General features: G+C 42.1%; 13 protein-coding genes and 1 tRNA gene. 8 read left to right on the top strand and 6 right to left on the bottom strand.

Annotated features, from left to right (window positions below):
• Positions 1-78 precede the first annotated feature (78 nt).
• From infB to PAUR_RS04010, 4 genes are all read right to left on the bottom strand, one after another.
• Positions 79-2727 carry a translation initiation factor IF-2 gene (gene infB, locus PAUR_RS04025; RefSeq protein WP_192506531.1) on the bottom strand — a complete coding sequence of 883 codons (2649 nt, stop codon included), beginning with the start codon at positions 2725-2727 and terminating at the stop codon, positions 79-81.
• A 24-nt stretch (positions 2728-2751) separates the two neighbouring features.
• The gene (nusA, locus tag PAUR_RS04020) at positions 2752-4254 is read right to left on the bottom strand and encodes a transcription termination factor NusA (protein WP_192506530.1); all 1503 of its coding nucleotides are present in this window, start codon (positions 4252-4254) and stop codon (positions 2752-2754) included.
• Between the two features lie 40 nt (positions 4255-4294).
• Positions 4295-4750: a ribosome maturation factor RimP gene (rimP, locus tag PAUR_RS04015; RefSeq protein ID WP_192506529.1), complete on the bottom strand. Its 456-nt coding sequence runs from the start codon at positions 4748-4750 to the stop codon at positions 4295-4297.
• A 260-nt stretch (positions 4751-5010) separates the two neighbouring features.
• Positions 5011-5087 (bottom strand) — tRNA-Met (locus tag PAUR_RS04010).
• Positions 5088-5285: 198 nt separating this feature from the next.
• Here PAUR_RS04010 and PAUR_RS04005 point away from each other — a divergent pair.
• From PAUR_RS04005 to PAUR_RS03985, 5 genes are all read left to right on the top strand, one after another.
• The gene (locus tag PAUR_RS04005; RefSeq protein WP_192506528.1) at positions 5286-6065 is read left to right on the top strand and encodes a delta-class carbonic anhydrase; all 780 of its coding nucleotides are present in this window, start codon (positions 5286-5288) and stop codon (positions 6063-6065) included.
• Between the two features lie 289 nt (positions 6066-6354).
• A complete protein-coding gene (locus tag PAUR_RS04000) occupies positions 6355-6837 on the top strand; it encodes a globin (protein ID WP_192506527.1) in 483 nt (160 codons plus the stop codon).
• 54 nt (positions 6838-6891) lie between these two features.
• Positions 6892-7398: a hypothetical protein gene (locus tag PAUR_RS03995; protein WP_192506526.1), complete on the top strand. Its 507-nt coding sequence runs from the start codon at positions 6892-6894 to the stop codon at positions 7396-7398.
• Between the two features lie 86 nt (positions 7399-7484).
• Positions 7485-8834: a DASH family cryptochrome gene (locus PAUR_RS03990; RefSeq protein WP_192506525.1), complete on the top strand. Its 1350-nt coding sequence runs from the start codon at positions 7485-7487 to the stop codon at positions 8832-8834.
• Between the two features lie 2 nt (positions 8835-8836).
• Positions 8837-10387: a cryptochrome/photolyase family protein gene (locus PAUR_RS03985; protein ID WP_192506524.1), complete on the top strand. Its 1551-nt coding sequence runs from the start codon at positions 8837-8839 to the stop codon at positions 10385-10387.
• Between the two features lie 7 nt (positions 10388-10394).
• Here PAUR_RS03985 and PAUR_RS03980 read toward each other — a convergent pair whose 3' ends face one another.
• Positions 10395-10799, bottom strand: coding sequence for a DUF3019 domain-containing protein (locus PAUR_RS03980; protein ID WP_192506523.1), 405 nt, complete (start codon positions 10797-10799; stop codon positions 10395-10397).
• Positions 10789-11604 carry a MipA/OmpV family protein gene (locus PAUR_RS03975; protein WP_192506522.1) on the bottom strand — a complete coding sequence of 272 codons (816 nt, stop codon included), beginning with the start codon at positions 11602-11604 and terminating at the stop codon, positions 10789-10791. Before PAUR_RS03975 ends, PAUR_RS03980 begins: the two co-directional genes overlap by 11 nt.
• A 186-nt stretch (positions 11605-11790) precedes the next feature.
• Here PAUR_RS03975 and PAUR_RS03970 point away from each other — a divergent pair, with 186 nt between their 5' ends.
• Genes PAUR_RS03970 through PAUR_RS03960 form a run of 3 tightly spaced genes read left to right on the top strand, consistent with a single transcriptional unit; the run spans position 11791 to position 14524 of the window.
• Positions 11791-12801: a phospholipase C/P1 nuclease family protein gene (locus PAUR_RS03970; protein WP_192506521.1), complete on the top strand. Its 1011-nt coding sequence runs from the start codon at positions 11791-11793 to the stop codon at positions 12799-12801.
• Complete coding sequence (locus PAUR_RS03965) at positions 12801-13988, top strand: peptidyl-prolyl cis-trans isomerase (RefSeq protein ID WP_192506520.1); 1188 nt, start codon at positions 12801-12803, stop codon at positions 13986-13988. The genes PAUR_RS03970 and PAUR_RS03965 overlap by 1 nt, the downstream gene beginning before the upstream one ends.
• Complete coding sequence (locus tag PAUR_RS03960; protein WP_192506519.1) at positions 13985-14524, top strand: hypothetical protein; 540 nt, start codon at positions 13985-13987, stop codon at positions 14522-14524. The genes PAUR_RS03965 and PAUR_RS03960 overlap by 4 nt, the downstream gene beginning before the upstream one ends.
• Positions 14525-14584 lie beyond the last annotated feature (60 nt).

Raw genomic sequence — 14584 nt, 5'->3', positions numbered from 1 at the left:
ACAATAATAAGTTTAATTAGTTTTAAACGAACAAATGGGGGCTAGTGCCCCCATTTCAACCATTATTATAGCAATGGTTTACAATGTACGTTGAACTTCAACCGTCTCGAATACTTCGATTTGGTCGCCAACTTTAACATCGTTGTAGTTCTTAACACCGATACCACATTCCATGCCGTTACGCACTTCTTGTACGTCGTCTTTAAAGCGACGAAGTGACTCAAGTTCACCTTCGTAAATAACAACGTTTTCACGAAGTACACGGATTGGCGCGCTACGTTTAACGATGCCTTCTGTAACCATACAACCCGCGATTGCGCCGATTTTAGGAGACTTGAACACATCACGAACTTCTGCAAGACCAATGATCTCTTGCTTAAATTCAGGAGCTAGCATACCAGACATCGCTTGCTTAACTTCTTCAATCAAGCTGTAGATAACGCTGTAGTAACGTAAATCAAGGTTCTCAGAGTCAACCACTTTACGCGCAGATGCATCCGCACGTACGTTAAAGCCAACAATGATTGCATTTGAAGCCGCGGCAAGTGTTGCATCAGTTTCTGTGATACCACCTACGCCACTACCCACGATCTTCACTTTAACTTCATCTGTAGAGAGTTTAACAAGTGAATCTGCAATTGCCTGAATTGAACCTTGAACGTCCGCTTTCAATACAACATTAACTTCAGACACATTACCTTCAGTCATGTTGCTGAACATGTTCTCTAGCTTCGCTTTTTGCTGACGCGCTAGTTTAACATCACGGAATTTACCTTGACGGTACAATGCAACTTCACGTGCTTTACGCTCGTCTTTAACAACAGTCGCTTCATCACCTGCAGCAGGTACACCAGATAGACCTAATACTTCTACTGGGATAGATGGACCAGCAGTCTTGATTTCTTTACCGTTTTCGTCGCGCATTGCACGAACACGACCATACTCAAGACCACAAAGCACGATATCGCCTTGCTTAAGCTGACCAGATTGAACAAGTACAGTTGCAACTGGGCCACGGCCTTTATCAAGACGTGATTCAATAACAACACCTGCACCCATACCTTGTGTTGGTGCAGTAAGCTCTAATAGCTCAGATTGCATTAGAACCGCTTCTAGAAGCTCATCAACACCAGTACCGGCTTTTGCAGAGATGTGTGCAAATTGCGTATCGCCGCCCCACTCTTCTGGGATAACGTCTAGCTGTGCTAGTTCGTTCTTAACGCGGTCTGGATCAGCGCCTTCTTTATCCATTTTGTTCACAGCAACAATCAAAGGTACACCCGCTGCTTTAGCGTGTTGTACAGCTTCTTTTGTTTGAGGCATTACACCATCATCTGCGGCAACAACTAGGATAACGATATCAGTTGCTTTTGCACCACGTGCACGCATTGACGTAAACGCGGCGTGTCCTGGAGTATCTAAGAAGGTGATCATGCCGCCTTCCGTTTCAACGTGATAGGCACCAATGTGCTGTGTAATACCACCAGCTTCGCCAGACGCTACCTTTGCGCTTCGAATGTAATCAAGCGTTGACGTTTTACCGTGGTCAACGTGACCCATTACCGTTACCACTGGTGCACGTGATTCAGTTGATTCAACTTCACTACGGTCATTCAATACTTGTACTTCTAGCTCATTTTCTTTTACTAGAACTACTTTGTGACCCATTTCTTCAGCAACTAGTTGTGCTGTTTCTTGGTCGATAACTTGGTTAATTGTAACCATGTCACCCATTTTCATCATCGTTTTAACGACTTCAGTGCCTTTTACAGCCATACGAGAAGCTAGTTCAGCAACAGCAATTGTTTCACTGATACGTACTTCTTGTTTTACATCTGCAACTGGCTTTTGGAAGCCGTGCTGTAAAGATGAAGGCGCTTTTAGTTTACCTTTACGGCCTCTTGAAGGCGCTTCAGCTCTTGCAGGTGCTTTTTTCTTTTTCTTGCGACGCGCACTTTTCTCTTCGCGTGCATCTGACTCATCTTCTGCTTCGCGTGCATAAGTTGATGTTGTCAGGTGATGGTCAGCCGTTTCTTCGCGACGACGGCGTTCCTCTTCTTCTTTTTTCCAACGAGCTTCATTTTCTTCAGCTAGTTTACGCGCCACTTCTGCTTGACGCTTCGCTTCTTCTTCAGCTTTTATCAATGCTGCCTCTTCTGCTTCTTTTTGCAGACGCTCCGCTTCTAGGCGGTCTTTTTCAACTTTCGCACTATCCACTTTCTTGTCCTGCGGTTGATTGGCTTTTCGCTCAGCTTCAGCTTTACGCTTTGCCTCTTCTTTAACTTTACGCTCAGCGTCTTCTTTTGCTTTACGCTCAGCATCTTCTTTGGCCTTTTGCTCAGCGGCTTGCTGTGCTTTTAATTCAGCCTCTTTACGGCTAGCTTCTTCTGCTGCTAGACGTTCTTGCTCTTTTTCTTGGTCAATAGTGCTCTTTTTGACGTAAGTACGTTTTTTACGTACTTCAACCTGAACTGCTTTATCTTTACCCGTAGAGCCTTTCACATTTAATGTGCTTTTGCTCTTACGTTGCAAAGTCATACGTTCAGGACCTTCAGCACCTTTACCACCATGCTGTTTACTTAGGTGGTCAAGTAACTGAGCCTTTTCAGATTCTGTAACACTATCAGTCTCGCCTTTGGTGATCCCTGCATCGTTTAATTGCTGCAGCAATTTATCAACAGTTGTATCAATAGTCTCGGCTAGTTTTTCAATGCTTACTTCTGCCATAGTGTGTGTTACTCCGTTAATAAATTATTCGTCTTCACCAAACCAACAAATGTTACGTGCAGCCATAATTAACTGCCCAGCATCTTGCTCTGATAACTCTGTAATTTCTACCAGCTCGTCAATTCCCTGCTCTGCTAAGTCTTCAAGGGTAACAACACCTTTACTTGCCATAACAAATGCCAAATGACGCTCTAACCCTTCTAATGCTAACAAGTCTTCAGCAGGCTCTGCACCTTCAAGGCTTTCTTCTGTTTTAAGTGCTTTCGTTGTTAACGCATCTTTTGCACGATTACGCAGCTCTTCAACGGTGTCTTCATCAAGGCCGTCAATTTCTAAAAACTCAGCAACTGGAACATATGCGACTTCTTCAAGCGTTGAGAAACCTTCGTTAATCAATAAACCTGCAAAGTCATCATCGATGTCTAAGTTTTGTGTAAACAAATTAACGAGCTTATCTGACTCTTCTGAGTTCTTCGCATCCATGTCTTCAACTGTCATCACATTTAGCTCCCAGCCAGTTAATTGACTCGCTAGACGAATGTTTTGACCATTACGACCAATGGCTTGTGCTAAGTTATCAGCCTCTACAGCGATATCCATTGAGCGAGAGTCTTCATCCATTACGATAGAAGCGACTTCCGCTGGTGCCATTGCATTGATAACAAACTGTGCAGGGTTGTCGTCATATAATACGATATCGACACGCTCGCCACCAAGCTCAGTAGAAACAGCTTGCACACGTGCGCCACGCATACCAACACACGCACCCACAGGGTCAATACGTTTGTCATTTGATTTAACTGCGATTTTTGCACGAGAACCGGGATCACGCGCTGCACCACGAATTTCAATCATTTCTTCGCCAATTTCTGGCACCTCAATGCGAAATAATTCCATCAACATTTCAGGTTTTGAACGCGTCACAAATAATTGTGCGCCACGTGCTTCAGGTTTTACTTCATAAAGTAAACCACGAACACGGTCACCAGGGCGGAAGCTTTCGCGTGGTAGCATATCATCACGGTAAATAACCGCTTCAGCATTATTACCCAAATCCATAACAATGGCATCACGTGTTGCTTTTTTAACGACACCGGTAACCAGTTCACCCTGTTGATCTTTGTAAGCCTCAACAACAAGTGCACGCTCAGCTTCACGTACTTTTTGTACGATAACCTGCTTTGCCATCTGTGTTGTAATACGGTCAAATTTTATTGATTCAATTTGCTCTTCAACAAAATCACCAATTTGTGTTTCAGGCTCTTCAACCTGCGCAGCTTCCAGGGTTATTTCTGAGTACGGATTTTCTAATGAACCATCTTCTTGCGGATCCACTGCCATCCAGCGACGGAACGTATCGTATTCGCCTGTTTTGCGATCAATTGAAACTCGAACTTCAATATCACCGTCATGTTTTTTCTTCGTTGCAGTCGCCAGAGCAAACTCTAACGCTTCAAAAATCTTTTCTTTTGGGACTGCCTTCTCATTGGAAACGGCTTCTGCCACCAATAATATCTCTTTTGCCATAGGTAATGCCTCGCTTGCCCTTGTCCTTCGCACTCAATATTTAAAATTTTGCGATGATGTTTGCACGCTCGATGTTACTGAGCATAATGAAATGTTCGTTACCATCGATCTTTAACGTGATCATATCGGCGCTAACTGCGACTAAATCGCCTTTAAAGTTGCGTCGTCCATCTTGTGGTAATTTAGTACGTACTCGCACCTCTTCACCTTGTGCCTTCTCATAATGAGCCAACTTAAATAGTGGTCTATCAACGCCAGGAGAAGACACTTCCAAATCATATTCGTTTGTAATCGGGTCTTCTACGTCAAGAATCGCACTTACTTGTCTGCTTGCATCAGCACAGTTATCTACTGAAACACCGCCTTCATTTTCAATGTATACACGTAATGTAGAATGACGACCGGCTTGCACAAACTCCAGACCTAACAATTCAAAACCGAGTGCTTCTACAGCTGGCTCTAACATTACGGTCAAATCTTGCTCGAGTTTTGTCACAAATTTCCTCCATACAAACAAAAAAAGGGCTTAAGCCCCAATTATACTAGCTGTTTAGTATTCAGCACTGCTAAAAGCAAAGCACTAGATACAACAACGCCCCGAACCAAGCGGGGCGTCACACCTAAAACAAAACTGTGTGGCCAAAGGCCTTACTTGGTTGCGGGCTTAACAGCCAAATTAAGCAAACGCTTAAACGCAAAACGCGCATTACATAGAATGCGCGCTACATCTAAAAAATAAACATATTTTTTAGAATTTGGTTGCGGGAGCCGGATTTGAACCGACGACCTTCGGGTTATGAGCCCGACGAGCTACCAGGCTGCTCCATCCCGCGCCAATGTGCAGCAAACACTGCAAAATATGCGCAGTATTATAAGGAGTGTTCCATTAATAAGCAACCTTACAACAACGATTAATTCTTTTATTTGAATCACTAAAGACCCTAAAATAGGTAATTTTCTTTCTCAGGACATTACATATCGCTGTAAGCTGCGATATAATATCGCAATTTTAACATTACAGGGAAACTATTATGAAAAAAGCAACAGTGTCGCTATTGACAGCGCTATCATTAGCATTTGCGGGACAAACCATTGCTTCAAGTTGTGAAGGGTATGGACCACAAACACCTCGTGATATTGATAATCTACTTGGCGAAAACAAGCGGGTATTCTCAAAAGCACCTGATAGCGAAGAAATGAACCTGTGTAACATTCATTTTCACAAAAATGCAGAGCATAAAGCCAAAGACTTTTCAGTCTTTGCTGGTGATAATAAATATGGCGGGTATCAATGTAATGCCACCAGCTCATTAACTGCGGCCGAATTGAAAGCGCCCAAAGGAAAAGTATGCAAAAATGTCAAACCTGGTGACACCATTGAAGTCCATTGGGTTCACAGTTCTTGTGATGTGACACCTGGTAAGGGTCTAGGCTCATGTTTAAGTGACAAATGTGCTAATCCACAATTACGTGTAGAAACACAAGTATTCATGGTCGTTAATGATGAAAATGCGCTTGATTTCAACGATCTGGATTACGACGGTAATGTTGTAAACGGATATCACCAAGCAAAACACATCCCTGATACGACGGGTAAACCTGTAGAATTTTTAGGCTCAACCACCGGCCCTAGCTACACAGCACAACAATGCTCACCGCTACAAGTCACCTGGAGCGTACGCCCAGCTTGTGCCAAAGTTGACATCAATACACTCGCAACATGGTGCGAAAGCAATGAGTTTGAAGAAGATCACGCACATGGTGTTCGTAAGCTAGTAACCGACCCAAAACTACTAGCGCCAATTAATTAATTTTACAAAAAAGAATAGAGGCAGGAAAGTATGTATTTTACTGCCTTTTTATTAAAAACCTAAAACACCCATAAATTAATCATTCACATCTGCTCGCTTCACTTCTATACTGATCGTCAAGAGTTCAATAAACAGTCAATTTAAACTCGAGGTAGTTATTGGGTTCGGTTGTACCACAGCTATCACGTTTGGTTCTTTTCTGATAATTCAAACGCAGGTTTGCAGTCATCTGAAAATGATTCTTCCATCCAAGCAAACGGACGCGCTTTTAATCGACAAAGAGGCGATTATGAGTATTTCTCCTTATCAATACCAACTATTAACGCAGTCATTTGCTACGTTAAAACCTAATTTTCATTGTTTTTGTGTTAGCTTGCATAGCCAGCTTAAAAGATACGATTTACAGCTTGTTGTTCCCAACTCACCTAAATACCTCCTCAACATTGAACACCGTATTCATACCTTTTTACACGAGGCAATTGCATTGTTACCACAGCAAAGCGCGCTGGTTGATTTGGTTCAACAATACAAATCAGATTTTCATACTCTCAGGTTAAGCGAGTACGACATTGCGGTGATATGCCATACAATGCTGGAAACACTGCAACTTCATTTGGGACGGCAATTTACATTGGCATTACGTAATGCTTGGCGAAAAGCCCTTCATATGTTTGCCAATATAATCAAAAGCGTCGCGTTTAATACAACTAACGTTGTTAATTTGCAACATTTTAGACAGCAAAAACAGCATCAAATATCGACCTTAAGATGACTTTTCCTTGCCAGCAAAGTAGACTGCATTTGAGTTTACGCAAAGAGAATGGTTATGAAAAGAGCGTTCGTTTTATCGGGGTTTTTATTATTGTCGGTAACGGCTTGCGATGTATTTGAGTCATCAAAAACACAAATTGAAGAGCAGTATTTATCACAAAATAATGAGCTAAAATCAGCTATTGAAGCAATTAGAGAACAAGGCTTAGCAACGTTTTCTTCAACGGCTGAAAAGGGCACTGTTGCCGCGTGCGTTGCGAAGCAACTGGACGCGGATCCAATGGGGGCACTTATTGAAGTTGAAGGTGCCCTGCAAGATAGTGCCGACTTATCTAAGCTCGCTGAAACAATTGGTAGTTTATCTGAGTCGGAAATATCATTAGAAAGTATTCCACAACTGCTTCAACAAGGTGCTGACACGGTTAATTATCTACGCACCTTATTGTCTGAATATAACTTAAATGAGCTACAAGAAAAAGCAGCGCAAGTACTGCAAGACGGGCGTAGTCAAAGCCAAGATATTGGTGCACATTTGCGCAGTCTAATTGAGCAATGCCAGTAGCCTAATTTTTAGTTCATTTAAAAGCCCATGTGGGCTTTTTTCATTTCTGTTCGTATAACTAATAAAGAAATAGCGAACATTTTATTATGAAACGAATTGGCCTTTACCTATTTAATCAAGACTGCCGTGTACAAGACAATAAAGCTTTGCTGGCACTGTCAACCACAGTTGATGCACTGGTTTGTTTATTTTGTTTACCTACCCAAAACCATTTTTCAAAACACTTTGCGCAAGTACCGCCCACCCAAGCACAACTGGGTTTTTTAAAAAGTACCTTACATGACCTACAAGGTACACTCGCACAACATGGCCAAACATTACAAGTCGAATTTGGTGACAGGTATACCATTACTCATGATTACATCCAACGATACGGTATTACACACGTAGGCCAAGCTATTCACTCAGGATACAACGAGACAAAAGTGTGGAAAAAATTACAGGCAACGTTTACCAAGGTGGAGTTTCTGTCAGACAATACCAGTCATCTTCTTGATGAAATACAGCTTCCGTTTAGCCTAGCAGAGCTACCAAAAACATTTTCAGGGTTTAGAAAGCAAATTGAAAAAGAGGCGTTTATAACAACATTGCAAGCCCAAAAGCCCACTTTAGTGCATCATTTACCACCAGCCCCAGTTGCGCTGTATTTTTCACTTCCCGAAATTATATCCAACGGGAATAACCCTTATTACTGCGGCGGTGAAAGTAATGCACAGCGCCACCTAGCGCGCTACTTTGACTCCTCATCTGCATCAAGCTATAAACTCACCCGTAATGCACTGCAAGGTGATGACTTTTCTACACGCTTCTCACCCTATTTATCGCACGGTGCTATCGGCCCACATCAGATTCTGCATGCGCTCAGACAATACGAAGCACTCAATGGTCATAACGAGTCAACATATTGGATTTACTTTGAATTACTGTGGCGCGAATATTTTCGATGGTACAGCGCCCAACATCAAGCGGCCCTATTTCGATTTTCAGGAGTGTCTCAGACTACACCTCTTACCAGCTTTTATGCTCAGCGGTTTGCCGCATGGTGTAATGCCAATACCCCCTCCCCCTTTATCAATGCACTTATGAATGAGTTAAACGTAACCGGCTGGCTCTCAAATAGAGGAAGGCAAATCGTGGCAAGTTACCTCATTAATGAAATGCAGTTAGATTGGCGTTATGGCGCTGCTTATTTTGAGCAATGTCTAATAGATTACGATGTAGCAAGTAACTGGGGCAATTGGCAATATATTGCTGGGGTCGGTGCAGACGTAAAAGGAGGTCGCCATTTCAACATCGAAAAACAAGCAAAGCTGTATGACCCCAGTGGTGAATATACACAAACTTGGTCGCCTCCATCGGCAACGTCAAATCCAAACGGGCAGAGTGACTGCAACGATATAACTGGGTGGCCATGCCACTGTAAAGTGGAGTGCTAATAATGCAAAAAGCGCGAACATTACGCCTAATACTTGGTGATCAGCTTGATGCTGGACACCACTGGTTTAAAACTAACGATGTTAATGTGACTTACGTGATCGCCGAATTGCATCAAGAAGCCCATTACACCACGCATCACATACAAAAAATATGTGGTTTTTTCGCTGCAATGAGGCGCTTTGCAATGGCGCTAAAGCAAGCCAATTTCAACGTGGTTTATTTAACACTTGATGACACAAGTAATGACAAGAGCTTACCAGAACTAATTCAGCGCTTATGCCACGAATATCAATGTGATTGCTTTGAATACCAAAGACCAGATGAGTATCGCCTTGCGATACAGCTGGCTGACATGGTGCTAATGCACACAAGGGTACATTGTATTGAGAGTGAACACTTTTTTCTCCCGTTTGAAGAAATCTCGACATACTTCACCAAAAATAAACACATCACCATGGAGCACTTCTACCGCAAAATGCGCAAGCGCTTTAATATTTTAATGAACGGTGATTTCCCTGAAGGCGGAAAATGGAACTTTGACAATGAAAATAGGAAAAAACTCAAAAAGGCCGATCTCACTGATATCCCTGCACCACTGTTGTTTGATTACGATATCAGGGATATTGTGCAACGTATAAAAAAACATAAAATAGCCACTTTGGGGCAACTTCAACACCCGTTTATTTGGCCTACCAGCAGAGCTGAAGCACACCAATTACTGCATTACTTTTGTCGCTATTTACTGCCTAATTTCGGAAAGTTTCAAGACACGATGACCGCCAATAGTGCGCATAAATGGAGCCTGTATCATAGTCGGCTATCATTCGCCTTAAATACCAAAATTCTGTCTCCCTCTGAGGTCATTCGTAGCGCAGTGGCGGCCTATAAGAATCACCCTAGTACCATTAGCATTGCACAAATAGAGGGATTTGTGAGACAAATATTGGGATGGAGAGAATATATACGCGCGGTATATTGGGTTAACATGCCAGACTATAGAACCTATAACACTTTAAATGCGAAGCGCGATTTACCCCCCCAGTTTTGGACTGGTCAAACAAAGATGCGCTGCTTACAACATGCAATCACGCAAAGTTTAGAGTACGCCTATGCACACCATATTCAACGATTGATGATCACAGGTAACTTTTGTTTACTCACCGGTATTCACCCTGATCAGGTCGATAACTGGTACCTAGGTATTTATATAGACGCCATTGAGTGGGTTGAAATGCCAAATACTCGTGGGATGACGCAATTTGCCGACAATGGTATTGTCGCCACAAAACCTTATGCTGCCAGTGGTAATTATGTCAATAAAATGAGTGATTACTGTGGCGACTGTCACTACAATGTGAAAGAAAAAACCACTGAGACCGCGTGTCCATTAAATAGCTTGTATTGGCACTTTATGATCACACATCGGGCACGGTTTGCCACTAACCCACGTATTGGCATGGTCTATCGAAATTGGGACAAACAAGATGAAATTACAAAGCAGCATACACTAACGCGAGCGCAATATTACCTAGACAATATCAGCTCGCTATAATTGCAGCTTAGAATAATCGCCAACGGCGTTTTTTAGTTCGGATCTTATGGACCCAATTCACTTCAATCGTGGTCACTGCAAGTACATCTCGCTGTGACTTTGAGATCAACTCATAGCTCATACTTTCGGCAGAACCAAAACCTAATACAAACTCGAACGACTGGGACTGTGCCCAACATTGTAAAATCTTCTTCGAAGTACTTTCTCGTATGCAATAATCACCGACAACTGGCGTATTAATAGAAAATTTCACATCCGCGTAGCAAGTTCGGCCTTCATTTAATGCAACACACTTACTGGGTGCTGCATGTAAGATCTCTGTTGCTCCTTCGCCATTTGCCAATACAGGTTGATGAACACTCATTCCTGCAATTAACGTTAAGGCATTTACCGAGACCAATTTAAAATACATATTTCACTCCGGCAAATACTGCACGTGCGTGCCGAGAGTTAATCAAAGGGCTTTTACGCGTATTGCTTGCCCCAACTAAGACTGATGCCCCAGCACTAAATACCCAATCTTCCGCTATGGGGTAATTTGCTTGTACCTGAGTGAACACTGATACGGCATGTCCCATTTCATAGATTGGCCGAGAAGATCTGGCTTCATCAGCATCAACACCATAAAAATAATCAATGAAATTTGCAGAATAGTAATTTGCACCAAAATTAAGCCAAACGTCCCAGTTTCTCAACTCGAAATTGCGTGTTGCTTCAAAGTGTAACACCCAGCCATTACTATCACCGAGCGTGTCGTACACAAGTTCCGCAACCGCTTGATACTCTCCTATAGTGCGATAGTATGAAAAGCCAATGGATTGGTCTCGCTTACGCTCTTTGATCCCTTCAAGCTCGGGAATATATGTTTCGCTATCAAAATACCCTTCGTTTGAAAAGGGTATTTGATAGTTACCATAAATAACGTCTACGCCCCAGTCATCCTCAATGATTAATTGATATCCTATATCTGAGCCACCAAAAAAATCACCAGAGTGCGAGTTTAAGTAAAAGCGTTTATATTGGATTTTCGCATCAACTAACATCGTCAAACTATCAAAATTCGACTCTGCGCCTTTTAACTCAGGAAGGGCTAAATCAACCCAAAAGCCACCGAGGCTTAATTGCCATAAAAACTCATCGTCATCGTACTCATCAAGTTCTGCTTGAGAGTAAAAAGATGCACAAAGTAATATGATAAATATTATTATTTTTTTCATAGTCCTTGGTTACACTGGATTGTGCCTAAAATTCATCCCTGATCATACCTGAGCAAAACAACATCAACAATAACAACTTTTCACATTAGACTACATTTTAAAATTAACCTTTTATTAATTAAATTGTCACAATAGCATCGTTAAATACGTCGTTCGTAATAGAGTAATTACTTCAACGAGGAACGTATGAAAAAAGCGCTACTATTTTGTGCTCTCACAATGATGACTATGAATGTACAAGCATTCAGCCAAGAAACCCATAAACGCATTGTTATTGATGCTATCAATTATATGGCACAAAACCCAACGACGACACAATATAGTCGACTTCAACAATATGCTGAAAAAAATAACTTAACTGTAAATGCTTTAGCTGATTTACTTGGGCAAGCCGCCTATGATGTTGACGATTTTGAAGACACTTTTTTTTGCGGCGCGATCACCGGTGACTGCGTACAAGCACCGGTATGGGGCGCGGCAAAAAGTATTGTGAAATACACCAGCTATTGGCACTTTCAAAATCACACTCAAGGTGCAGATGCCCATGGCAACGATTTTGGTGGCTATAACTATGAAAAACTAACGGTGTGGGGCAACATTGATAGCCTCGCTGCGACTTGGTTAAAAGGTGATTACCTTGATGATGGCGCGGGTGGCGAAACGGGTTGGTTTAGAGCGGATGATACGCAATACAATACGTATGGGGTGACAGAAGCCAATTACCGTATAGATAGCCACTCTAGCTATGCTATGTACGACGATTTTGAAGAAATGCCTTTTCAGCCAATTGATAACCTTGGTCAATACTGGTACCAAAGTTACCTGCAAAGTGGCCAACCACAACTGCTTGGTTTCGTTTTTCACACCACTGACTTACTACAGCCTCATCACACTTGGACAACGTCAGCATTAAACCATTCAAGTTGGGAGTCATGGGTTAAAGACTACTATGATCAAGAAGATTTAAACAACATGCAGCTTGTTCACAATGCAATGGCAGACTTCACTGCGGTTCCAATAACAAGCCAAGATATTCGCCCATTACTAACACAAGGGGGCGCTTATTCATATGCACAAGGCGGTATTGTTTTAAACTCCCAAGATCATTACGACCGCTTAACAACAGCAAAGCAAGTTATTCCGCACGCTATTGCCATGGTGGTACACTTACTTAATCACGCCATGGTTGCCCGCTAATGCCGTGGTTCATTATTGTGTTGGTAAGCTTTCTAAGCTTACCAACGTTCGCAAAAAAACAGACTTTCAGTCAAGCTGAAATCACCTTAATGCATGCTATATACCAACAGCACCAACCCAACTTTGATAACGAAGATACACGTAATCGGCTGAATGAAAACCTATTTCTATTGTCACAAGTAAAACAACACCAACCCCATTTATTACAACGCCAAGCTGATGTTGGATTTAGCACCGAGTTTCATGTGCGTCGCTATGTGATGACTTTGTTGCAAAATGCGGTGCCAAGCGCAGTACTTCCAACACCACCAGCGCCCGATTGGTCAAGGTATAGCACTCAGCAATTAAACCAAGATTTACCGAACTACCCAAACAATAACCACTATACTCACGCTCAATTACAGCAACTCATAACCGTCGATTTATCTTTTTTAGTTGGCGCGCAACTTACGCTTGCAGACTTAATGCTAGAACAGTCAATGCAAAACCGCTACAAGCTACATCAAGGTGATTATGCGTTATTTCAAAAACTCATTACTCAGCACCGCGACTATCATTACAAGGTGAAATATCTTGCAAAGCGCCTTAAACAAGCCAACATTTCATTGGCCAACCTCAATAAGATTGCTACGGCTGAACTCATTCGCTCTCCAATGCTAAGTTACTTTGGCGTACAATCTCAAATGCACGGCGAACGCAGCGAGTATGTAGACACGCTTAAATCTCAAATTACCAATAAACATATTGCGAATTTCTATTTAAAACATAAAGCCGACTTTAAACATAAGAGCAATGTGATTGCCAGCGCCGTTTTGTTTGAATCACAAAATAAAGCAAAAAACTTCAATACTGATGTGAAAAAACTCGGCTTCAAAAACGCCCTATTGCAGCATAATAAGCAAAACCTGTTTGCTGACACGCAAGGAAAATTAGCCAGGCACAACGCTACGCAATGGGTACATCAAGTGGTGTTTAATTTAAAAAAAGCACAGCTAACAAATCCAATACGAAGCCCTAAAGGCAAATGGTTAATTGCACAAACGCACCAAGTCAACTTCGATTACTATCCTAAAGAGTCTGAGACAGTGCGCTACCAAGCGACTCTTGCACTCATTGAAAACATGGCCCAACAACGCTACCAACAAAAAAAGCAAGCTTGGCTAAAAGCAACGAAGTCATCAATATGAAACATGTCCAATTAGTATTAATCACTATGTTACTGTTTATGTTCGGCTATTTCATGGTGCTTATTATACCGAGCTCTCCAGTGGAGAGCTCACCACCTGTAACCCCAAATGAGCAGCTTTTGATTCATGACTCTGCGGTTAAACAGCAAGTACCCAGTATTCGAGCGGCGGCTGAACCCCTATCCAACAAGCAACCATCACTTGATATCAAAAACATCCCGATGCAAAGCAATGCGAAGCCAAGTGTTAAGCCATACGTTCCTCCCATTCAAGCGACCCCTTCTAACGCGGACTATACTGGTGACTTAAACGATCATCATGCTTATCAGCAATTTCACAATGATCAAGAAAAAGCACTTAAATTGGCATACATTACAGCGACAAAAAGTAAAGTAAAACGCTTAGAAACTCTGATTGAACGAGGCAAACATGAAGGGGTTACAGAGCAGCAGCTTACGTTCGCTCGCGAGAAAATTGCAGGCCTTAATGCCATGGCAAATAAATTAAAAGTTGAGTTAAACCTACCTTCCCAATGACAACATTAATGTTAGGCATGCATTTCTAAAAAGTGATGATTTTGTCTATAACTCGTACTA

Origin of the sequence: Pseudoalteromonas aurantia 208 (assembly GCF_014858725.1) — a bacterium.
Taxonomy (GTDB): domain Bacteria; phylum Pseudomonadota; class Gammaproteobacteria; order Enterobacterales; family Alteromonadaceae; genus Pseudoalteromonas; species Pseudoalteromonas aurantia.
The sequence above is the reverse complement of the archived record's forward strand: the minus strand, read 5'-3'. Positions and strand labels throughout refer to the sequence as shown.

Coding starts and splice junctions, on each gene's coding strand:
- PAUR_RS04005 (WP_192506528.1), top strand. CDS start 5,286: ATGAAAAAAGCAACAGTGTCGCTATTGACAGCGCTATCATTAGCATTT.
- PAUR_RS03995 (WP_192506526.1), top strand. CDS start 6,892: ATGAAAAGAGCGTTCGTTTTATCGGGGTTTTTATTATTGTCGGTAACG.
- infB (WP_192506531.1), bottom strand. CDS start 2,727: ATGGCAGAAGTAAGCATTGAAAAACTAGCCGAGACTATTGATACAACT.
- PAUR_RS03990 (WP_192506525.1), top strand. CDS start 7,485: ATGAAACGAATTGGCCTTTACCTATTTAATCAAGACTGCCGTGTACAA.
- nusA (WP_192506530.1), bottom strand. CDS start 4,254: ATGGCAAAAGAGATATTATTGGTGGCAGAAGCCGTTTCCAATGAGAAG.
- PAUR_RS03965 (WP_192506520.1), top strand. CDS start 12,801: ATGCCGTGGTTCATTATTGTGTTGGTAAGCTTTCTAAGCTTACCAACG.
- PAUR_RS03980 (WP_192506523.1), bottom strand. CDS start 10,799: ATGTATTTTAAATTGGTCTCGGTAAATGCCTTAACGTTAATTGCAGGA.
- PAUR_RS03985 (WP_192506524.1), top strand. CDS start 8,837: ATGCAAAAAGCGCGAACATTACGCCTAATACTTGGTGATCAGCTTGAT.
- PAUR_RS03970 (WP_192506521.1), top strand. CDS start 11,791: ATGAAAAAAGCGCTACTATTTTGTGCTCTCACAATGATGACTATGAAT.
- PAUR_RS03975 (WP_192506522.1), bottom strand. CDS start 11,604: ATGAAAAAAATAATAATATTTATCATATTACTTTGTGCATCTTTTTAC.
- PAUR_RS04000 (WP_192506527.1), top strand. CDS start 6,355: ATGAGTATTTCTCCTTATCAATACCAACTATTAACGCAGTCATTTGCT.
- PAUR_RS03960 (WP_192506519.1), top strand. CDS start 13,985: ATGAAACATGTCCAATTAGTATTAATCACTATGTTACTGTTTATGTTC.